The organism is Shimia isoporae, from assembly GCF_004346865.1.
GTDB lineage: Bacteria > Pseudomonadota > Alphaproteobacteria > Rhodobacterales > Rhodobacteraceae > Shimia > Shimia isoporae.
On record NZ_SMGR01000002.1, the window covers coordinates 15,080 to 35,724 of the forward strand.

21 protein-coding genes and 1 tRNA gene are annotated in these 20,645 nt (G+C 56.9%); 7 read left to right on the forward strand and 15 right to left on the reverse strand.

The genetic code is table 11. The features are described from left to right. Positions 1 to 17: 17 nt before the first annotated feature. Together BXY66_RS11775 and BXY66_RS11780 are read right to left on the reverse strand one after the other, a co-directional pair. On the reverse strand, positions 18 to 1,703 hold the full coding sequence (locus BXY66_RS11775) for a sensor histidine kinase (RefSeq protein WP_132861056.1): 1,686 nt from the start codon (positions 1,701 to 1,703) through the stop codon (positions 18 to 20). Positions 1,704 to 1,735: 32 nt separating this feature from the next. Next, positions 1,736 to 2,437: a response regulator transcription factor gene (locus BXY66_RS11780; protein WP_132860451.1), complete on the reverse strand. Its 702-nt coding sequence runs from the start codon at positions 2,435 to 2,437 to the stop codon at positions 1,736 to 1,738. A 373-nt stretch (positions 2,438 to 2,810) separates the two neighbouring features. Here BXY66_RS11780 and BXY66_RS11785 point away from each other — a divergent pair, with 373 nt between their 5' ends. Next, on the forward strand, positions 2,811 to 4,409 hold the full coding sequence (locus BXY66_RS11785) for a phosphoenolpyruvate carboxykinase (RefSeq protein ID WP_132860452.1): 1,599 nt from the start codon (positions 2,811 to 2,813) through the stop codon (positions 4,407 to 4,409). Between the two features lie 103 nt (positions 4,410 to 4,512). Further along, positions 4,513 to 4,995, forward strand: coding sequence for a GNAT family N-acetyltransferase (locus BXY66_RS11790; RefSeq protein ID WP_132861057.1), 483 nt, complete (start codon positions 4,513 to 4,515; stop codon positions 4,993 to 4,995). Here BXY66_RS11790 and BXY66_RS11795 read toward each other — a convergent pair. Further along, a complete protein-coding gene (locus tag BXY66_RS11795) occupies positions 4,992 to 6,137 on the reverse strand; it encodes an alpha-D-ribose 1-methylphosphonate 5-triphosphate diphosphatase (protein WP_132861058.1) in 1,146 nt (381 codons plus the stop codon). The genes BXY66_RS11790 and BXY66_RS11795 overlap by 4 nt on opposite strands. Positions 6,138 to 6,189: 52 nt before the next feature. Here BXY66_RS11795 and BXY66_RS11800 point away from each other — a divergent pair, with 52 nt between their 5' ends. Continuing rightward, positions 6,190 to 6,873 (forward strand): DUF1045 domain-containing protein, encoded by a 684-nt coding sequence (locus BXY66_RS11800; protein ID WP_132860453.1) that lies wholly within the window; start codon positions 6,190 to 6,192, stop codon positions 6,871 to 6,873. On the opposite strand, the gene phnN is transcribed toward BXY66_RS11800, so the two are convergent. From phnN to phnG, 7 genes are all read right to left on the reverse strand, one after another. Next, entirely contained in the window at positions 6,855 to 7,397 is a 543-nt protein-coding gene (phnN, locus tag BXY66_RS11805; protein WP_132860454.1) for a phosphonate metabolism protein/1,5-bisphosphokinase (PRPP-forming) PhnN, read from the reverse strand. The two genes, BXY66_RS11800 and phnN, sit on opposite strands and share 19 nt — an antisense overlap. Continuing rightward, on the reverse strand, positions 7,397 to 8,089 hold the full coding sequence (gene phnL, locus BXY66_RS11810) for a phosphonate C-P lyase system protein PhnL (protein WP_132860455.1): 693 nt from the start codon (positions 8,087 to 8,089) through the stop codon (positions 7,397 to 7,399). The genes phnN and phnL overlap by 1 nt, the downstream gene beginning before the upstream one ends. Positions 8,090 to 8,110: 21 nt before the next feature. Further along, on the reverse strand, positions 8,111 to 8,881 hold the full coding sequence (gene phnK, locus BXY66_RS11815) for a phosphonate C-P lyase system protein PhnK (RefSeq protein WP_132860456.1): 771 nt from the start codon (positions 8,879 to 8,881) through the stop codon (positions 8,111 to 8,113). After that, positions 8,878 to 9,750, reverse strand: a complete 873-nt coding sequence (locus tag BXY66_RS11820) for an alpha-D-ribose 1-methylphosphonate 5-phosphate C-P-lyase PhnJ (RefSeq protein WP_132860457.1) — start codon at positions 9,748 to 9,750, stop codon at positions 8,878 to 8,880. The genes phnK and BXY66_RS11820 overlap by 4 nt, the downstream gene beginning before the upstream one ends. 186 nt (positions 9,751 to 9,936) lie before the next feature. Continuing rightward, positions 9,937 to 11,031, reverse strand: a complete 1,095-nt coding sequence (locus BXY66_RS11825) for a carbon-phosphorus lyase complex subunit (RefSeq protein WP_132860458.1) — start codon at positions 11,029 to 11,031, stop codon at positions 9,937 to 9,939. After that, entirely contained in the window at positions 11,031 to 11,600 is a 570-nt protein-coding gene (gene phnH, locus BXY66_RS11830) for a phosphonate C-P lyase system protein PhnH (protein WP_132860459.1), read from the reverse strand. Before phnH ends, BXY66_RS11825 begins: the two co-directional genes overlap by 1 nt. Then, positions 11,600 to 12,043: a phosphonate C-P lyase system protein PhnG gene (phnG, locus tag BXY66_RS11835; protein ID WP_132860460.1), complete on the reverse strand. Its 444-nt coding sequence runs from the start codon at positions 12,041 to 12,043 to the stop codon at positions 11,600 to 11,602. Before phnG ends, phnH begins: the two co-directional genes overlap by 1 nt. A gap of 113 nt (positions 12,044 to 12,156) precedes the next feature. Between phnG and phnF the strand changes: the two genes are divergently transcribed. Further along, positions 12,157 to 12,870: a phosphonate metabolism transcriptional regulator PhnF gene (gene phnF, locus BXY66_RS11840; protein WP_132860461.1), complete on the forward strand. Its 714-nt coding sequence runs from the start codon at positions 12,157 to 12,159 to the stop codon at positions 12,868 to 12,870. Between the two features lie 73 nt (positions 12,871 to 12,943). Beyond that, the gene (locus BXY66_RS11845; RefSeq protein ID WP_132860462.1) at positions 12,944 to 14,125 is read left to right on the forward strand and encodes an alpha-D-ribose 1-methylphosphonate 5-triphosphate diphosphatase; all 1,182 of its coding nucleotides are present in this window, start codon (positions 12,944 to 12,946) and stop codon (positions 14,123 to 14,125) included. Positions 14,126 to 14,264: 139 nt separating this feature from the next. Here BXY66_RS11845 and BXY66_RS11850 read toward each other — a convergent pair whose 3' ends face one another. The 5 genes from BXY66_RS11850 to phnC form a co-directional block, all read right to left on the reverse strand. Beyond that, positions 14,265 to 14,882: an LbetaH domain-containing protein gene (locus BXY66_RS11850; RefSeq protein WP_132860463.1), complete on the reverse strand. Its 618-nt coding sequence runs from the start codon at positions 14,880 to 14,882 to the stop codon at positions 14,265 to 14,267. 27 nt (positions 14,883 to 14,909) lie between these two features. Then, positions 14,910 to 16,235: a phosphonate ABC transporter, permease protein PhnE gene (gene phnE, locus BXY66_RS11855; protein ID WP_132860464.1), complete on the reverse strand. Its 1,326-nt coding sequence runs from the start codon at positions 16,233 to 16,235 to the stop codon at positions 14,910 to 14,912. Next, positions 16,232 to 17,116 carry a phosphonate ABC transporter, permease protein PhnE gene (gene phnE, locus BXY66_RS11860; RefSeq protein ID WP_132860465.1) on the reverse strand — a complete coding sequence of 295 codons (885 nt, stop codon included), beginning with the start codon at positions 17,114 to 17,116 and terminating at the stop codon, positions 16,232 to 16,234. Before phnE (BXY66_RS11860) ends, phnE (BXY66_RS11855) begins: the two co-directional genes overlap by 4 nt. A gap of 69 nt (positions 17,117 to 17,185) precedes the next feature. Then, complete coding sequence (phnD, locus tag BXY66_RS11865; RefSeq protein ID WP_132860466.1) at positions 17,186 to 18,088, reverse strand: phosphonate ABC transporter substrate-binding protein; 903 nt, start codon at positions 18,086 to 18,088, stop codon at positions 17,186 to 17,188. Positions 18,089 to 18,146: 58 nt separating this feature from the next. Beyond that, positions 18,147 to 18,956 (reverse strand): phosphonate ABC transporter ATP-binding protein, encoded by an 810-nt coding sequence (gene phnC, locus BXY66_RS11870; protein ID WP_132860467.1) that lies wholly within the window; start codon positions 18,954 to 18,956, stop codon positions 18,147 to 18,149. 277 nt (positions 18,957 to 19,233) lie between these two features. Between phnC and BXY66_RS11875 the strand changes: the two genes are divergently transcribed. Continuing rightward, positions 19,234 to 19,310: transfer RNA gene (locus BXY66_RS11875), tRNA-Met, on the forward strand. Positions 19,311 to 19,442: 132 nt separating this feature from the next. Further along, a complete protein-coding gene (locus BXY66_RS11880; protein ID WP_132860468.1) occupies positions 19,443 to 20,645 on the forward strand; it encodes an exonuclease/endonuclease/phosphatase family protein in 1,203 nt (400 codons plus the stop codon).

Genomic DNA, 20,645 nt, shown 5'->3' on the forward strand with positions numbered 1-20,645 from the left:
CCGCCAGTCGTCACGTCTTAAACCGGAAGGCCAACCACGAAACGGGCGCCCAGAGGTTCAGAAGTGATATCCGCATCAGTCGGCCGGATATTCTCGGCCCAAATCACGCCGCCATGGGCTTCGACGATTTGCTTGGAGATTGCCAGCCCAAGACCGGAGTTATTGCCAAAATCGCTTTCAGGCCGATGCGAATAGAACCTGTTGAAAATCTTGTTGAGCGCCTGCTCGGGAATACCCGGACCGGTATCCTCGACAACAACAAGCACCCTGTTTTCCCGCTTGCGGGCCCAGACCCGAATGGCATCGCCGTCTTCGCAAAAGCTAATCGCGTTGGTGATCAGATTCACAAAAACCTGCGCCAGTCGCGCTTCAAGGCCATTGATCTCGATGGGGACTTCGGGAAGATCGGTGACAAACTCGATGCCCTTGCCCTTGGCATCCTCTCCCAGATACTGGGTCAGGTTGCCAATCATCTCGAGCAGATTGAACTGCTCCTCTTCTTCCTTGACCAATTCGCTATCAAGCCGCGATGCGTTTGAAATATCGCTGACCAGTCGATCCAGGCGACGCACGTCGTGCTCAATCACATCAAGGAGCTTCTCCCGATGCTCTTCTTTCTTGACCATGCGCAGCGAACCAACCGCTGAACGAAGCGAGGCAAGAGGGTTCTTGATCTCGTGGGCGACGTCAGCGGCGAACTGTTCGTTGCTGTCGATCCGCTCGTACAGAGCCGACACCATGCCGCGCAGGGCCCCGGACAAACGCCCGATCTCGTCCGGACGGGCTGTAAGGTCCGGAATACGCACGCGTCCCGGATTGACTTTGCGAGTGTCGCTGTCGCGCCCGATTTCGGCTGCCGCCGCCAGATCGGAAAGTGGGTTGGAGATCGTTGAGGCCAGCACCATGGACAAGCCCACCGACACCACCGTCGCAATGAGGAACATCTGCAAAACGCGCTCGCGCTCGGAGCTGACCATTTCGTCCAGTTCACCAGCGGCACTCACAAGAACTACCGCACCGACATCCGTACCGTTTTGGCGCATTGGAACACCGACGGCGAAAACGGCGTCACCGTTCGCGGCTTCCAGCGGGGTCAAATGCTCCCCCTCTTGCAACGCCAAGCTCGCGATCTCTTTGAGGCGGGCTTCATTGGCATCACTTTGTGCTAGGCCACCCGCATCATCACCGCCGATCGCTGCCCAAAACTTGTTCAGCGTTGTGGTAAGGGGGGTGCCTTCCGGACGTTCTGCCAAAGCCTTGGCCGCAGACGACGACGCTTCGCCGACCTTCATTCCGACCGGTGTTTGCAGCGTGTCAAAGATGTAAACGCTTGTTCCCTGTTTGAGGGGCAACTTTTCCAACGTGTTTTCCACGCTGATACCGTCTTCGGTCACCAGATTTACAGGTGCACCGGATGGCATCTGCGCTTCGAACGCGCCAGCAATCAGCCGCGCTTCGGTCATTAGACCGGACGCGCGCTGAACCGCAAAGCTGTCACGCGCACTGTTCAGAAACAGAATACCGATGACGAGCACCAGCAGCGCGATCATGTTGAAAGTGATGATTTTGCGCGTCAGCGGGGATTTTGACAGAGGCAGAAGCCGGCGACGTTCCCGTCGTCCGCGCATCTCCCTTTCGACATTGGCTTCAGGCGCGACCCAGTCATCGCCCAATACAACGTCTCCGTCCCGCCCTTGGGCCATGTCTCGCACGTCGCTCCCTTCGGCTTGCGTCGTTATTCTTCGTTGTACCTATAGCCAATGCCATAGAGCGTCTCAATCGCGGAGAAGTCCGAATCCGCAGTACGCATTTTTTTCCGCAAGCGCTTGATATGGCTATCGATCGTACGGTCGTCGACGTAGACCTGATCGTCATATGCCACATCCATCAGCTGGTCGCGGCTTTTGACAAAGCCAGGACGCTGAGCCAGCGCTTGAAGCAAAAGAAACTCGGTCACGGTCAGAGTGACGTCCTTGCCTTTCCAGCTTACAGAGTGACGCAGCGGATCCATAGTCAGCTCGCCACGTTCCATGATCTTGGTGTCTTCCGTGTCACCCACGATTTCGCCATCCACGGCTTCCTGTCGACGCAGAAGCGCACGAATGCGCTCAACCAGCAAACGCTGGGAAAAAGGCTTTTTGACATAATCATCCGCCCCCATCCGCAAACCGAGAACTTCGTCGATCTCGTCGTCTTTTGAAGTCAGGAAGATTACCGGCATCGAGGTTTTCTGGCGCAGACGCTGAAGAAGGTCCATGCCGTCCATGCGGGGCATCTTGATGTCCAGCACGGCCATATCCGGAAGTTTCTTATTGAACGCGTCCAGCGCTTGCTGTCCGTCGTTATAGGTTTCTACTTCAAATCCCTCTGCCTCAAGGGTCATAGAAACGGACGTCAGGATATTCCTGTCGTCATCCACAAGGGCGATCTTCGACATTGTCAGATCCTTATGTTGCTCGTTTTATTGCCTGTTTTTTGCGCCATTATGCGCATTTTGACCTGCGGCAATCAACGTAAAAGTGCGATTCGTCGGGTATTCGCCAATTATTTGGCGGCAAAAGCCCTTCTGAATGGCTAATTTGTCTCACTTTTGTTGCGCAAATCGGCACACATACGCCAATAGGAACATTTGGTTGCGCTAACCTGCATTTGGTTGCGCTAACTGCGTCAAAGCTACCTGTTCATCCTTGGAAACCGCATGTTAAGACCCCGATGTCACGCTTCGGAATAAGTAAACGCGCAATTTTATTTCGTTCCGAAGGCTTAAACGGACTGCCGCCAAACGACTTGCGGCCACAGGAGTGTAAAAAATGACATTTGGACGGGTAAACCCGCAATTCCGCCTCGAAGATCAAGGGATCGAAGGTCTGGGAAATGTCTATTACAACTTTATGGAGCCTGCCCTTATCGAGAACGCGCTGAAGCGCGGCGAGGGTACGCTTGGCAACGGTGGCACCTTTCTGGTGAGTACTGGTGAATTCACCGGACGTTCGCCCAAAGACAAATTCACAGTCCGTACCCCCACCACGGAAGATACCATCTGGTGGGATAACAACGCCCTGATGGAGGCCGACGCGTTTGACCGTCTGCACGCCGATATGCTCGAGCATATGAAGGGTCGCGAGTACTTCGTGCAGGATTTGACGGCCGGCGCCGACCCGACCCACGCAATAAACGTGCGCGTGGTGAACGAACTGGCATGGCACAATCTCTTCATTCGCCACCTTCTCCGTCGTCCCGATCGCGAAGCGCTCGACGGCTTTGTGGCAGACTACACGATCATCAACTGCCCGAGTTTCAAGGCGGACCCGGACAAGCACGGTTGTCGCACGGAAACCGTAATCGCGGTGAACATAGACAAGAAACTCATCTTGATCGGCAACACCGAATACGCGGGCGAGAACAAGAAATCGGTCTTTGGCTTGCTGAACTATCTCCTGCCGGAGAAAGGCATCATGCCGATGCACTGCTCGGCAAACCACGCCAAAGGCAACCCTGTCGACAGCGCTGTGTTCTTCGGCCTGTCCGGTACGGGCAAAACCACCCTGTCCGCAGACCCGAACCGCACCCTGATCGGCGACGACGAGCATGGCTGGTCAGACCGTGGAACCTTCAATTTCGAGGGTGGCTGCTACGCCAAGACCATTGGTCTGAACCCGGAAGCGGAGCCGGAAATCTATGCGACAACGCAGATGTTCGGCACCGTGATCGAAAACATGGTTTACGACGAAGAAACCAAAGAACTGGACTTCGAGGACAGCAGCCTGACCGAAAACATGCGCTGTGCCTACCCGCTGGAGTCGATCCCGAATGCGTCGGAAAACGGCCTCGGCGGTCACCCCAAGAATGTCATTATGCTGACGTGTGACGCGTTCGGTATCCTGCCGCCGGTGGCACGCCTCACGCCGGCGCAAGCGGAATATCACTTCCTGTCCGGCTTCACCGCCAAGATGGCCGGCACAGAACGCGGCCTGACTGAACCGACACCTGCGTTCTCGACCTGCTACGGCGCGCCTTTCATGCCGCGTCGTCCAGAAGTCTACGGTGCGCTACTGCGTGAAAAGATCGCCGAATTCGGCACCACCTGCTGGCTGGTCAACACTGGCTGGACTGGCGGCGCATATGGCACCGGCTCGCGTATGCCAATCAAGGCCACGCGTGCCTTGCTGACCGCAGCACTGGACGGCTCGCTGAACCACGTCGAGTTCCGCAAAGACTCCAACTTCGGCTTCGAAGTGCCGGTTTCGGTGCCGGGCGTTGACGACAGCTTGCTTGATCCGCGCAGCACTTGGGACGACAAAGACGCCTATGACGCGCAAGCCGCCAAGCTGGTCGGCATGTTTGCAGATAATTTCGAGCAATATCTGCCCTACATCGATGCCGATGTGAAGGCAGCTGCCATCGGCTGAACTTACTCTTAGAAAACATGGAAAAGCCCCGGCCAGCGCTGGGGTTTTTCTTTTGTGTTTGAGGTGATTGGACAAGACCAGGACGCAGTCCTATCTTGTCTTTATGGACATCCGCCTCGAGACCCCCGACGACATAGCGCCTATTCGTGCCTTGACCGAAGCAGCCTTTGGGCAACCGGACGAAGCGCGCCTCGTAGATATGCTTCGGGATGACGGTGATGCGGCCATTTCCTTCGTCGCGGTACAAGACGGCCACATCATCGGCCATGTGCTTTTTTCGCCGATGGCGGCACCGGTTCGCACACTCGGCCTTGCTCCGGTTTCCGTCGCACCCGATCACCAGAAACAAGGCATTGGCGCCCAACTCATTCGCCGCGGTTTATCTCAGGCCCAATTGGATGGGTGGCAGGCCAGCTTTGTTCTGGGCAATCCGGCCTATTATTCCCGCTTCGGGTATTCCGTTGAGACCGCGAAAGGGTTCACAAACCAGTTTGCCGGACCGTATTTCATGGCGCTCGAGTTGACGCCCGGCGCCCTGGAGAAACCATTCCCGGTGTCCTATGCCGCTGCGTTCAACAAGCTTTAGGCCGCACGCAGACCTTTGTGCCAGACCGCACGCAGCGCCGGAACACCTTCGGTGAGCCGGAACCTGATCAAATCAGCCTGCAAACCGACTTCCAGCCGCCCACGATCGTTCAGGTTCGTATAACACGCTGGCGCTGCTGTGACCGTGTGAAGTCCTTTGGACATATCGCCCCATGTGTTGCCCAGCATGACGGCACCCAACAGCAGCGAAGACGGTACGTAATCCGATGACAGGATATCAAGCAGGCCCAGATCGGCCAGTTCCATCGCCGCCACGTTGCCCGAATGAGATCCGCCGCGCACAAGGTTTGGTCCCCCCATGATGTTTGCGATGCCGTTTGCCTGGTTGGCCTTGGCCGCCGCCACAGTTGTCGGGAACTCGGCAAGGTGAATCCCATAGCCTGCTGACGTGGCCACCTGTTCCGCCGTCGTGTCGTCATGGCTTGCGAGCACGGCTCCAAATCGTTTGGCCGCGGCAACGGTCGCCAACTCGTGCTTTTCGCCCAATGTGTCGTGCAAACCGCGAAGGAAGCTCACGTACTCGTCAAAACCTTCCGCATCCATTGCGTACTTACCACGAATGTAAGCCTCAAACTTTGATAGATCGGTGAATTGCCGCTGACCTGGGGTGTGATCCATCAGGCTGACGATGCCTACACGATCCTCCGGACCGAACTCGTCCAATTCTTCAACCAAAGTTTCGGAACAGGTTTCAGCCCGAAGATGGATATGGTGGCTGATCCGCAAGGCACCACTGTCGCGCATCGACAGAATTTCGCTTGCCACGGATCTGGCATATTTTCCGTACTTCTTGTTTGGATCAGACAGGATTGATCCCACACGCAACGCGTCGAACACAGTGGTGATACCGACACTCGCCAGTTCCGCGTCATGGGCTACGATCGCCGCCTGATGTGGCCAGTCCACTCTTGGCCGCGGCCGCATATGCCGCTCAAGATTGTCAGTATGCAGCTCAACCAGCCCTGGCGCGACAAAGTCTCCGTCGCAATCTTCCGCTCCCGCGGGCACTGCTGAACCCTGGTCCATGTCGACAATAGTGCCGTCGCGCACAACAATGGAACCTGTAAAGGTTTCCGTCGGCAGGACGAGGGTGGCATTTGCAAGGATCATCTCTTGTGTCATGTGAGTGTCACGCATTTTTGGCATTCGTCGTCAAAAGGTTGATAGTGGCACCATGCAGTTCCGAAGATACGGCATTTACTACACGCCGCGCCCCGGCGCATTGGCTGATTTTGGCGCGGCTTGGCTGGGGTGGGATTTGGCCCGCGGACAAGTCACCGCGCATCCGGTCATTCCGCATCTGCCTCGCCCGATTGCTGATATTACCGCAACGCCGCGAAAATACGGGTTGCATGGCACCATCAAGCCTCCGTTTTTTCTGGCAAACGGCAGGCGCGAAGACAGTCTGAACGATGCGCTTGCCGCGCTCTGTGACGCACACGCGCCCGTCACACTGAACGGGTTGAAACTTTCCCGCATCGGCAGTTTCATCGCATTGACCATCGATGGTGATCAAACACGGCTGGCCGATCTCGCCGGCAAAGCGGTTCGCGAGCTTGATGCGTTTCGCGCACCGCCATCGGAGTCCGAGTTGGCTCGGCGCCGCAAAAGCAACCTTTCTCCCCGTCAAGAAGAGCTGCTGGCGCAATGGGGCTACCCGTATGTGATGGACGAGTTCCGCTTTCACATCACCCTGTCCGGTCGGCTTGGCAACGAGGCTGAGGCCACTATGAGCACGCTCCTGCCTCATATCACTCCCTTGCTGCCGTCTCCGTTCATTCTCGACAGCCTGTCTCTGGTAGGCGAAGACGAAGATGGACTTTTCCATGAAATCCAACGTCATACCCTCACCGGCTGAATCGCGGCCAAGGCACGTGCGACCGTGTCGTCAAGGTCGCCTTCATTGGCGATTTCGACCACATCCGCTCCAGTAGGCCGAGCGCTCTTTGCCCGCGCCAAACGGTGCTCAATTTCTTCTGCGGTTTCGCGGCCGCGCGCAGCCAGACGTGCAGCCAGCGTCGTGGCGTCAGCGGTCAACGAGAGCACCATAAAATCCGGAAACGCCTGACGTGCCCGATCCAAAATCCCTCGGGACAGATTCACCAGAACAAACGCCTTCTCGTCATCGTTTGCTAAAGCTTTGCGCGGCACCCCATACCGCAAACCATGCGCGGCCCACCAAAGCGCAAATGCGTCCTCGGCAATCAGCAGGTCAAACTCGGCATCCGTTGCGCCAATCGAATTTTCTCCGCCTGCACCCGCTTTTCGAGTAATCACACGACGCACCAGATGCACCCGCGCATCGGCGACTGCCATAGCCTCCATCACAGTATCCTTGCCAACACCGGAAGGCCCAACGACACCGATCACGCGGATCCCCATTATGCGGCTCCTTGCGTTAGCGCCGGAGTAAAGGCGGAAACATCGATCTCACGATCGCACACCCGCGCACGCGCCGCTTCATCATGAAAAATTCCAACAATGGCCGCCCCACGCGCCTTTGCTTCTTCTATTAGAGCCAAAACGGTTTCCCGGTTCGCGGCGTCAAGACTCGCAGTAGGCTCGTCCAACAACATCGCCGGATAGGCATGCGCGAACCCTCGCGCAATATTGACCCGCTGCTGCTCACCGCCCGAAAATGACGTCGGAGACAAAGCCCACAAGCGTTGCGGGATTTTCAGTCGAGCCAACAAATCTCGTGCTCTTGCGCGGGCAGTCTCCGCATCAACACCGACCGCCAACAACGGCTCTGCTACAACATCCACCGTTGGGACGCGCGGCACGACTCTCAGGAACTGGCTTACATAGCCCAGGACCTCACGGCGCAGCTTCAATATTTCACGTGGCACCGCGGTCACCACGTCCACTCCGTCCACCATGATCGACCCGCCGGCAGCCAAGTAATTGCCGTAGATCATCCGCATCAGTGTCGATTTGCCTGCGCCGGAGGCCCCGGTGAGCGCCACACATTCCCCTCGCGCAACAGAGAGCTCCGTACCCTCCATCACCGGAATGACCACCCCCCCCTGATTGTGCAGGGTAAAGGTCTTTCTCAGGTCTCTAATCTCGATCATCGCCATCTCTTTCGACCTTCCTCAAACTTGCAGCACAGAGCTGACCAGCAGCTGTGTATAGGCATGCTGCGGGTCATCCAGCACCTGATCAGTCAACCCGGTCTCGACCACATGACCATCTTTCATAACCAACAACCGGTCGGCCAACAGTCGCACCACTGCAAGGTCGTGTGTCACTATGATTGCACTCAAGCCCATCTCGCGCACCAAACCGCGAAGTAGATCCAGCAATCGCGCTTGAACAGACACATCAAGCCCGCCGGTCGGTTCATCCATGAAGACAAGCCGCGGGCCTGTCACAAGGTTGCGTGCAATCTGCAAACGTTGCTGCATGCCACCCGAGAACTGCGTTGGACGGTCATCAACGCGTTCCTCGCTGATTTCGACGCGGCCTAGCCAGTCCACTGCTTCTGAGCGGATATCGCCGTAGTGACGTGCACCAACTGCCATAAGCCGTTCACCGACATTGCCACCCGCCGAAACATTCATCCGCAGACCTTCCCGCGCATGCTGGTGAACGAACGCCCAATCGGTCCGGCCCAACATGCGACGTTCCGGTTCACTCATCGTGACCGTGTCCCTTGTCGATCCATCGCGCATTTCAAACCGCACTTCGCCTGCATCAGGAACCAGATGGCCAGCAAGGCAATTTAGCAAAGTCGATTTGCCGGACCCGCTTTCTCCCACGATGCCCATAACCTCACCGGGATAGAGGTCAAAATGAACATCCTTGCACCCAATCCTGTTGCCATAGAACTTGCTGATATTCTCGACTTGCAAAAGCGGTCTCATGCTGCGTCCTCTTCTGAAATCGGTGTCCCTTGCGCCCCAACATGGCCCGCCGCCCGGCGGCTGGAACAAAAGTCGGTGTCCGAACAAACAAACATCCGGTTGCCCGCGTCATCCATAATGACCTCGTCCAGATAACTGTTCGTCGCCCCGCACATGTCACAGGCGTGATCCGCTTTACTCGGCTCAAACGGAAAGTCGTCAAAGTCCAGGCTCACGACCTTACAATAGGGTGGCAGTGCATAAATCCGCTGCTCCCGCCCCGCGCCAAACAACTGGATCCCTGCCATTTCCATCTTCGGATTATCGAATTTTGGAATGGGGCTCGGATCCATGACATATCGACCTTCGACCTTGACGGGGTAAGCGTAAGACGTAGCGATCGCACCGTGTTTGGCGATGTCTTCATAAAGCTTCACATGCATCAGGCCGTATTCCTCCAACGCATGCATCTTGCGTGTTTCAACCTCGGATGGCTCCAGAAACCGCAGCGGTTCAGGGATCGGCACTTGATAAACAAGAATCTGATCCTCGCGCAGCCCCTCCTCCGGAATTCGGTGACGGGTTTGGATCACACTCGCTTTTGCAGTCTCTTCCGTAGTGTCAACTCCTGCGGTTTTCTCGAAGAACTTCCGGATAGAAACCGCGTTTGTGGTATCATCAGCGCCCTGATCGATGACCTTCAAAGTGTCGTCCGGTGTCAGCGTTGCTGCCGAGACCTGCACACCGCCAGTACCCCAACCATAGGGCATCGGCATCTCACGGCTCGCAAACGGGACCTGATAACCCGGAATGGCGAGCCCCTTCAGGATCGCGCGCCGGATCATGCGCTTGGTCTGCTCATCCAGATAAGCAAAGTTATAGTCAGACATGACGCGCCCTTTCCGGCGTAAGCAGTTGAATGACGGAAAAGTTGATCTGAGCACAGAGACCTAAATGGCTCCCGCTTCGATGATGCTTGGCCCACTTCTGTTTGGCAGCAACTTGCGGATTTCGCCGCGCAGATGGTGCAATCGCCCCCGCAAAAGGTCGGGCACATGTCTTCTCAAGACCCCACATCACTCTGCCGCCTCCTGCACCGGAGCGGCGTTCTCCATCGCCTCTCGCCGCAGCTTACGGATCAGTTCCAACTCGGACTGGAAATCCACGTAGTGCGGAAGCTTGATATGTTCGAGAAAGCCGGTCGCCTGAATGTTATCAGAATGATAGAGCACGAATTCTTCGTCTTGCGCGGGCGCACCGAGATTGTCTTCCCCCAATTCTTCCCATCGCAGGGCGCGGTCGACCAACGCCATGGAAATCGCCTTGCGCTCAGACTGTCCAAAGACCAGCCCGTAACCACGCGTAAACTGCGGAGGCTCGGTCTTGCTACCTTGAAACTGGTTCACAGTTTCACATTCGGTCAGCTCAATCTCGCCCACGTCGATGGCAAATCCCAGCTCCGGAATGTCCATCTCCACGGCAACCTTGCCGATGCGCAATTCTCCGACAAAGGCGTGATTGCGCGCGTAACCGCGTTGCGTTGAGTAGGCCATCGACAGAACGAAACCTTCGTCGCCGCGCGTCAATGCTTGCAGCCGGAGCGGACGGGTGCTCGGCAACTCCAGCGGCTCCCGCGTAAGATCACCGGGCACCTCATCCGAGACCGCCTCGGTCTGAATGAGACCCTCTTGATTGAGAAATTCGGTGATGTGAGGCGTCGGCTCCGTCCGCGGCGCGCCGAGAGCCACCTTTGGCGGTTCGCCCTCCGCAGCCAAGGCGAAATCAAGCAAACGGTGGGTATAATCGAACGTCGGGCCCAACACTTGGCCGCCGGGTGCATCCTTGAAAGTCGCCGAAATCCGGCGGTCACAGGCCATTGTTTCTGTGTCCACTGGCGTCGTGGCTCCGAACCGCGGCAAAGTCGTACGGTACGCACGGATCAGAAAGATCGCTTCAATCAAGTCGCCCCGCGCCTGTTTGATCGCCAGCGCGGCCAGATCGGGGTCATACAAAGATCCCTCTGCCATGACGCGGGTCACTGCGAGGCTCAGTTGCTCGCGAATTTGCGCGACAGACATTTCCGGCACGTCCGGATCTCCCCGCCGCTCCTCGGCCAGCCATGCGTGCGCGTTGTCAATCGCGCGCTCACCGCCTTTGACTGCAACATACATCAGGCTGCCTCCACTTTGGTTGTGCGCGGCAGGCCAGAAACCTTGGAGCCACATGTGAAAAAGAAATCCAGTCCCAACGGGAACAGTGTCGCGTTCTTCTGGAATGCCGCCACTTCGGGTAGCGACATGACAGTTGAAGTCTTAATTCCGGGTCCGCGCAAAACGGCATCGCCGGGCTCCATCATTTCACGTTCGACGATCAAAGTGGCGGAACGGTCTGGATATTCCGGAGTACCAATCGCATACTGCGCGAGAGGCGTCAGAGACGCCCAATCACCCAGCGCGAACATAGCTTCGCCGGGCGCAACAATCGGTGCGCCTACATGAAATGCAATCCACTCACGTACTTCCTTGCAATCCCAATTGCCTGCCAGATGCAGCGGTGTGTCAGGGTCACACAAAGTAAGTACCAAGCCCCCCGCCGCCTCCGACATCGGCGCTGGTGGCATAGCGCCACAAATACTCTCAATCGTGCCGGGGCGCGCAATTGCGTTCATCGCAGCGCGAAAGGCGTGGGCCGCGTCCACCGGTGCGGCAGCAAAGCCCCCTTTCAAAACATCAGCATTCATCAGTCCTCTCCCCGCACCATTGTGAAGAAATCCACTTTCGTTGCAGCAGCCTTCGCGGCGCGGGTTTTCTTGGCGTCGTCCTGTTCCGCCGCCAGCGGATCTAGGACCGCCTTCCGCACGGCGCTCGCCGCTTCGGTTTGCATCAATGCATCCACAAGCGCGGCGACCCGCGCCTTTTCCTTATCCCGGCCTTGAACATAACCATGTCCAACCGCGCCACCGTCCAACTGCAAAGCGCAGCGTGTCAGGGTCATTTCTCCAAGATTGAAGGGCGCGCCGGTTCCGCCAAGGCGTCCACGCACCATAGTTGCTCCAATCTCTGGCGCTCGAAGCCAGTGAAAAGTGGGCTCGGCGCCATACGCTTCCCACAACGCCAAAAGCCGCGTTGCAGGCGCCTTTGCCAGCAGCGACATCCACGCCCGTCTTTGATTTTCTGCGGTCATCTAGACACCTTGCCGATTTGTCTATTTATCTATACAACTAGACAAATATTAGCTCTACGACCTGAGTCGCGCAATCCGCTGCCCCGTGAAATTTTCATGACAACGAGTCCATCATGCCTGCAAAGCGCACACCAATTTGGCAGTCCATCGCCACTGCCCTCACCGAAGATATTACCGCTGGTCGCTATGAACCCGGGTCGAAACTTCCGACCGAAGCAGAACTGTCCGCAAGATTTGGCGTCAATCGCCACACCGTGCGGCACGCAATAAAATATATGTCTGCCAATGGCTTGGTGTACGCTCGCCGCGGTGCTGGTGTGTTTGTGACACTTGTTCCAACCGACTATGCCATCGGCAAACGCGTCCGGTACCATCGCAATCTCGAACAAGCTGGCCGCTTGCCGGGCAAAGAAATTCTGCATCTGGAAACCCGACTTGCGGACGCGGAAGAAATCACGGCTCTGGCATTGCCCGACGGCGCAATGGTCCATGTATATGACGGACTCTCACTTGCGGACGGCCAACCAATCGCCGTTTTCCGATCCGTTTTTCCTGCAGAACGCTTTCCCGACCTTACCACCGAACTGGAAAGGCTCCGGTCTGTTACTGCCGCCCTCAAAGAGTACGGCATCACCGACTACACGCGTGCCAACACTCGCCTTGCCGCCCGCCCGGCATCCGCCACCCAAGCACTACGACTGCGTATCTCGGAAGGTGATCCGATCCTTCGTTCCATCGGCGTGAATGTAGACACTGAACAGCGGCCTATCGAATTTGGCACAACATGGTTTGCAGGGGATCGCGTTACCCTGACACTTTCAGAGTAACGCAACAAACCCGTCACCTGCGCGACACACAAACATTTTATAAGGCTCGACAAAACACGAGTTGAGCACGTTCATGTCCAGTCCGACCCTATCCCTGCGCCTCACAGGTGCCAAAGTTTTGCGTGACGGCGAGCTTCAAATGCGGTCGCTGGTGATCAAAGGCGGTCGGATCGCAAAAGGCCCGCTGCCTGAAGTGGACCTGTCAGGGTACCTGCTGCTGCCTGGCATCATCGACATGCACGGCGATGCATTCGAACGCCACATAGCGCCGCGGCCTTCCGCGCCGTTTCCACTTGAAATGGGCCTGCGTGCCACCGACCGCGACATGGCTACCAACGGCGTAACAACCGCATGGCTTGCCCAAAGCTGGAGCTGGGAGGGCGGTCATCGCGGCCCCGACTTCGCCGAAAGCCTTTTTACGGCTCTCGATCATTACCGCCCTGAGGCGGTCAGCGACTTGCGTGTGCAAATCCGATGCGAAACGCACACTTCGGACACCGCTGAACGCCTGCTTGCGACGATCCGCAGGCATGACATCGACTACGTCGTCTTCAACAATCATCTCGACGAAGCAATGCAGCTTGCACGAGAAAAGCCCGAAGAAATTATGCTCTGGGCCAAGAAGAGTGGACGAACCGCAGACGAGCATATGGCCATCGTGCGCGAGGCGTTCGAACAAGAGGCACGCGTCCCGCGATACCTCTGCAATCTGGCAGATGCTTTCGACACCCTCGGTGTGCGCTACGGCAGCCACGATGACCCGGACGCCGATACAAGAGAACGGTTTTCCCTGATTGGGGCTCGCATCTGCGAGTTCCCGACAGCTCGCGGTGCTGCAGCCGTTGCCAAAGCAGTGGGTGATCATGTCGTGATGGGGGCGCCAAACGTGGTGCGTGGCGGGTCGCAAGCCGGCAATATCCGCGCGACCAAATTGATCGAAGAGGGGCTCTGCGACGTTCTGGTCTCCGACTACCACTATCCTTCAATGGCAAAGGCCGCCTTTAGACTGGCGGATGACGGCCTATGCACTTTGCCCAAGGCCTGGGCGATGATCTCGAAAACGCCGGCCGAAATTATGGGGCTGAGCGACCGCGGAGTTCTGGACTACGGCAAGCGCGCCGACATTGTAATTGTGAACGAACAAACCCACGCGGTCGAAGGCACGATTTCGGCAGGTCGCATCAGCCATCTCACCGGACCTGCGGCGCAGAGGTTTTTCACGGCGCCAATGGGTTTAAAATTGGCCGCCGAATAACCCGTCGCTTTCTTTCGCTCTTTCGGCGACTTGTTCGTCTGATTGCGGCGATACCTCATACAGCCAATCTACAACGTCAACTGACCACTTTCCCCAAGAACGGGGAACTCCGCATTTTCCGGAGCGAGTGTGTTGTGCCTTATCCGCCGTACTTTTCAAGAAAGGCCTCAGCTTCAAGGCTACGAAAATCCAACAAAGCTGCCCGCAGTGCGTCATGCGTCCAATTCCACCACGCGAGATCGAGCAGGCGATCAGCGACGTTCTGGGAAAACCTCGGACGCAAAGGCGTCGCAGGCGTTCCCGCAACAATCATGTAGGGGGGCACATCCTTGGTTACGACGGCGCCCGCCGCCACAATGGATCCGTGCCCAATCGTGACCTCCGGTTTCACCATTGCTCCGTGACCGATCCACGTATCATGACCGATCCGAGCCACACGACTGGCGCGGTGCTCGAAAAATGCAGCATCATGCTCCGCGTCGTCAAAATAGTCGGCTGACCGGTATAGGAAATGGTGCAGCGACGCCGTCTGCATCGGGTGATCCGTAGCGCCGATCCGGCTGAAAGCGGCGATATTGGCAAATTTGCCGATTTCAGCGTTCGCCACTTCCGCCATTCGATCACAGTAAGAGTAGTCTCCAAAACGCGCATTGATGATGCGGCTTCCCTGACCAATTTCCACAAAGCGCCCATAGGCGACCTCGTGTAAAATACAATCGGGATGTATCAACGGGGCATCCGCCGAAAGTTTGGCCATACTGGATTCCTTCATTCGTCGTGTCTATCAGCGTCCGCTGTCGTCGCCCGCTATGAGCTTGCGCCGAAGCCAGCCGGAGAACCAGTCCATCGCCATCACCATCAGGATGATAAGGACAATGTAGTAAGACACTTCTTCCCAGTCTTTCTGGGTAATGATCGCCTGAGTCAGCATCAGGCCGATACCCCCACCCGTGATCGCGCCAATGATGGTCGCACTGCGGGTGTTGCTTTCCAGATAATAGAGGATTTGGCTCAGGAGCACCGGCGTCACCTGCGGGATCACGCCAAAACGATAGCGCTGTAGTGGCTTCGCACCGGTCGACTGGATGCCTTCAATCTGCTTCTGATCCACATTTTCCAGCGCTTCTGAGAACATCTTGCCAAAGCTGCCTGTGTCCGTGATCAGAATCGCCAAGGCACCTGTCAAAGGACCCGGACCAAAGGCACGGGACAATATAATGGTCCAGATCAGCGCATCCACACCGCGGAAGAAGTCAAAAAATCGCCGCGTCACCTGCCGGACAACCACGAAAGGCGAAAAGTTCTTCGCCGCCAGAAACGCCAGCGGCAAGGCCACGATCGCTGCGCCCATGGTGCCCAGGAAAGCCATCAAGATGGTTTCAAAAATCGCCCATGCCACGTCCTGATGACGCCACATCTTGTTGGTCCAGAAGTCCTGCCAAACATCGGCGGCCTCGCCCCCTAATGCCCGAGCCATGACTTCGCCGAAGCCAAGACCGTGATAGGGGCTATCGAGCGTGAAGAAAAACAGTTCCCAGCCCATGAAATACCGGAACACCTCAGTGCGGTTGCGCGTCACCGTCAGGCGGCCGGCCTCCGTCGTGATCGCCATGCGGTTCTTGGACGCGTTGATCCACTCCGGCACCTCGTCCGTCGGAAACACCGCCTGCACACCTTTGGCGCGGCTCGGCTGCGCTGTGATAAGCCCATAACCCGGCACGTCGTAGCTGACAAAATTGTCGGCCCCAAAAGTCACCACATGCCCGTCACCCAGATCGATCACCGTCTCGGTGTCGCCCAGCGTCACCCACTCCGGCGCAGTGCCTTCGGCATAGGTGCCCTTGCGCTCGCCTTCAATCGCAGCGCTGATTTCACCACTACGATTGTCACGCGTGACATGCGTTTTGTAGCTGTAGCTGTCCGCGACAAGCGAACGCGCATTGTCGGCATCAATCCGCTGCGCCAACCCGGGAATATCGAAGGAAAAGAAGATGTAGGTCAGGTAAGCCAACACCAGTGCGGGCATGCCAAAGCTCACCATCTTCTTGCGCGAGAAATGTCGATCCGCCTGAACCTTCAGGAAGTCGCCTTCGTTTGCTGCGATGCTCATACCGATGCCTTTTCCATAGTCGCGGAGGTCTTGCCGTGTGTCAGGCGCTCGCGCACCACGGACGACAGCTGGTCAACGATCACAATGGTCGCAAACAGCAGGATGAAAATCGCCAGAGCTTCGTCGTATTGCCCTTTGCCCCAGCTCATCGCGTTCTTCAGCTCATAGCCAATGCCGCCCGCACCAACAAAACCGAGAATGGCCGAGGCCCGGATGTTGATCTCAAAGCGCAGCAGCGCATAGCTGAAGTAGTTGGGCGCAACTTGCGGAATTACACCGAGCCACATCCGCTGGCTCCAGGTCGCGCCCACCGATTGAAGGCCCTCAATGGGTTTCAGCGAGGCGTTTTCGTTCACCTCGGAGAAAAGCTTACCCAGCGCGCCCGCGGTGTGGAACGCAATAGCGATCATCGCCGGCACCGGACCGCCGCCCATCACAAAAATCAGAACCAATGCAATCACGATCTCCGGCATCGCCCGCATGATATCCATGATGCGCCGGAAGAACCCGATCATGCGGGGCCACTTTGCCATGCCGCGCGTTGAGAGAAGCGACAGGACGATTGCCGACATCGCACCAATCAGCGTCGATGCACCGGCAATATTGATCGTTTCGATTAGCGAAGGCAGGAATTTCACGAAATGCGCTGGCATTTCGTCTAGTTTGCCAAGCGCCTCCCCCAAAACCTCCTTGGGGAAATCAAAGAAACGGCTCAGCCCGTCCCAGAAGCCGCCAGCGTTGCGGTCGTCTGCGATCATGAACCCGGAAACCATCAACGCAATGAAAATCACCAGAATGATGCCATTCATCACCCGCTTGCGTCGCACTTGCGCCATGTATTCGGCGCGAAAGTCGGTGACGCTTCCCGTCAGTTCAGTCATGGGGGCCCTTCCTCATCAAAAAAGCAGACCCCGCGGCGGAGGCGGGACCTGCTATATCCTGCGCGCGTCTTAGTTGGACTTCAGCTTGCGCGCTTCGATGATCACTTCGTAGGCGTCGTGGCCGATCGGCTGCAGGCCTTTGGCTTCACCCGCCAGAACGCCATAGGCGCAATCCGGGTCGATGGACGGCAGCGAAGCCATCAGCGCGGTGAACTTGACTTTCACGTCTTCCGGCAGGTCTTTGCGCAGAACAACGGGGCCTTCCGGGATCGGCTTGGACTGCCAGATCTGAACCAGCTCGTTCATGTCCACAAGACCAGCGTCAACCGCACGACGCAGAGCGCCAGAGTTGTAGCCGTCTTCCCATTCGCCCAGGCCGTCGGCCCAGGTCACACCGGCGTCGATGTCGCCGTTATATACTGCAACGATGGTCTGCTCGTGGCCGCCGGTGAATTTCACTTCGCCGAAGTAGTCGCCGGAGGTCATGGTGGAACCGGTTGCTTCAGGGATCTCGATGGACGGGATCAGGAAGCCGGAGGTGGAGTTCGGGTCACCAAAGCCAAAGACTTTGCCCTTCATCGCTTCCAGATCTTCGATGCCCGCGTCCTTGCGTGCAAAGCCAACAGAGTAGTAGCCGTAGCCGCCGTCAACGTTCACCTTAACCAGGATCGGCTCAACCGCTTCCGGGTCGGACAGATAGGTTTTCGCGTAGCCGGACGCGCCCAGCCATGCCATGTCGATGGTGCCGCCCAGCAGGCCCTGGATCACGCCGTTATAGTCGGCCGGTGCGAACAGTTTGGTGGGCACACCCAGAAGCTCTTCGGTTTTTGCGCGCAGGCACTCGTTGTTGTTCATGCGGTCTTGCGCGTTCTCGCCGCCCAGCAGACCGATGCGGAATTCGGTGATGTCTTCTGCCATGACCGGTGCGGTCAGAGCAGTGGTTGCCAGTACGGCTGCGATCAGTTTTTTCATCTTCTCTCTCCGGTTGGTAAATGTCCCACGCATTTTTGCGCGGGGGTCGTGATGAAACTCAGGCGACAACTTGCGCGGCCTCGGGCCGGTCAAGCGTCTGGATTTCTGTGGAAGTTGCGGCTTCGCTAAAGCTATCGTCCGCGCCATAGATGTCGCGGGCCACGCCGGTGGTCAGCTGCTCGGGTGTGCCGTCAAACACGATACGTCCGTCGCGCATGCCGATCACGCGGTCGCAATAGCGTCGCGCGGTGTCCAGCGTGTGCAGGTTGGCAATCACCATACGTCCATCTTCTTCGTGGATCTGGCGTAGCGACTGCATCACAACCTGTGCGTTCATCGGGTCCAGCGAAGCAATCGGCTCATCCGCGAGAATGATTTTCGGGTCCTGCATCAGCGCCCGCGCAATCGCCACACGCTGCTGCTGTCCACCCGACAGCGCTTCGGCGCGCTTGGGGCCGTGCTCGGCAATGCCCAGACGGTCCAAAATATCAATCGCGCGGTGGATGTCTTCCTGCGGAAACAGGTTGAACATGGTTGCCATCGTAGAGCGCTTGTTCAAGGTGCCGTGCAAAACATTGGACACAACATCCATCCGCGGCACCAGATTGAACTGTTGAAAAATCATTGCGCACGCAGATTGCCAGCGACGTTTTTCTGCACCTTTGAGCGCCGTAATTTCGCGGCCATCGAACACGATCTGGCCAGACGTTGCTTCGGTCAGACAGTTCAGCATCCGCAACAGAGTGGATTTCCCCGCTCCGGAACGGCCAATTATGCCGATCATGGCCGGCTGATTGACTTCAATATTCGCGGCATCCACCGCAACGTTCGGACCAAAGCTCTTGGTCAAGTCTTCGATTCTCAGCACAACGATCCCCAAACTGTGTTGGGGCGCTGATAGGGCCGATCCTCAAAGCAAAAATGTCAGTTTATTGACTCTTTTGTAACGTCGCCAACCTCAGTTGCGGCTTGCGGCGCGAGGCTTCAAGCGCGCAATTTCACCCAAATCCCTCGATTTCTAAGATTTTTTCGGCTGGTCTGTAACTGCGCACACAGCTCGCTGCCAATTGAGGAAAATTCAGTTTCCGATTGCGCGTTTTCTCTCTTGACCCTGCCGCCGGTTAGGCCTAAATCGCCTCCACCGTGGCGGTATAGCTCAGTTGGTTAGAGCAGCGGAATCATAATCCGCGTGTCCGGGGTTCAAGTCCCTGTACCGCCACCACAGAATTCCAGAAGCCCGGATGGATCTCCATCCGGGCTTTGTTTTTTGTTGTTACTTTCTTCGTGCTACTATCGCTCCCACACGCAACGCCAGCTGCATTTTTGGCGACTTCATTTTTTTAGGAGCATTCTCGTGGCCGAGCATTTTACCCAATCCGAATGGGACACTATCAACGACCATCTGGATCAAGACCCTTCAGCTTACGGTTTACCAGAGCGACGGGACGGATCCATTGTCCTGCTGAGCTGGAACATCCGCAAATTTGGCGCCTTTCAGGAAAACGGCAAACTCAAGAAGTCCAGTGGTGCATTTGACATGATACAAAAGGTCTGTGCTTCGGCAGACTTGGTTGCCATCCAAGAAGTCTTGACGGACACCGCGAGCCTTTACGAATTGCGTGACCGTCTCCGTGCGGGCGGCTCTCCGTGGGATGTCGTCGTCAGCGACGTTACCGGAATGGCGCCTGGCTACGACGGCATGGCCGAACGCCATGCATTTCTTTACCGCTCTGACCGTATAGAACGCGGTGATCTTGCCTCAGATCTTTCCTTTGACCGGTCCGCAGTTGTGACCAACACCAATGCTGCATTGCAGGTCATGGTCTCAAAGGAGGTCGAGAAAGCCGGCAAGGAGGGTTTCTTCAAGCAGGTCACGGAATGGCTAGGAGGACAATCCAAACTTGTTGGCGCCAAGTTCAAGCGGTTCGTGCAATTCATCCGCACGCCCCATATCGTCGAATTCCTGGTCAAGGGAGAGACTGGGACATATGAACTTTATGTGGTCAACGCGCACCTCGTGTCCGGGAAATCCAAGACAGAACGAGAGCTGGAATTCTTCGCATTACTGGAATGGCTCCTGCTCGACAGCCGAACCACCTGTGTTGAAAACGGCAAAACGTTTGTGCTCATGGCCGATCTCAATCTCGACTTCAAGGCTGACGTGGACAAACGGCGGGCCGCTTTCGAGGAATACATGACTTCCATCAACAGCGAGAAGAACCTTCAAGCCAAGGTGAATTTCCCATTTCTGGACGGTGATCACTTCACCAATGCTCGGGGAACGGAAACATTTGACCATATCGCGTGGGTCACAAACGACCACCGCTTTCCGCGCGGAAGGCACAACCCAAATGCCGGAACCTTCGGGCCAGATGAATACGACTACGGCATGTTCAACTTCGTGAAAGCCTTTGCCGACGCAGGCCCCGGCCAGGCATCAGATGGCAACCCCGACTTTGACAAATACGTGCACGACTTCACGGATCACATGCCGATCTGGGTGCGCCTGCCGATTCCACATTCGAACCAAACTGATTTTTCCGTATCCGAAGACTAG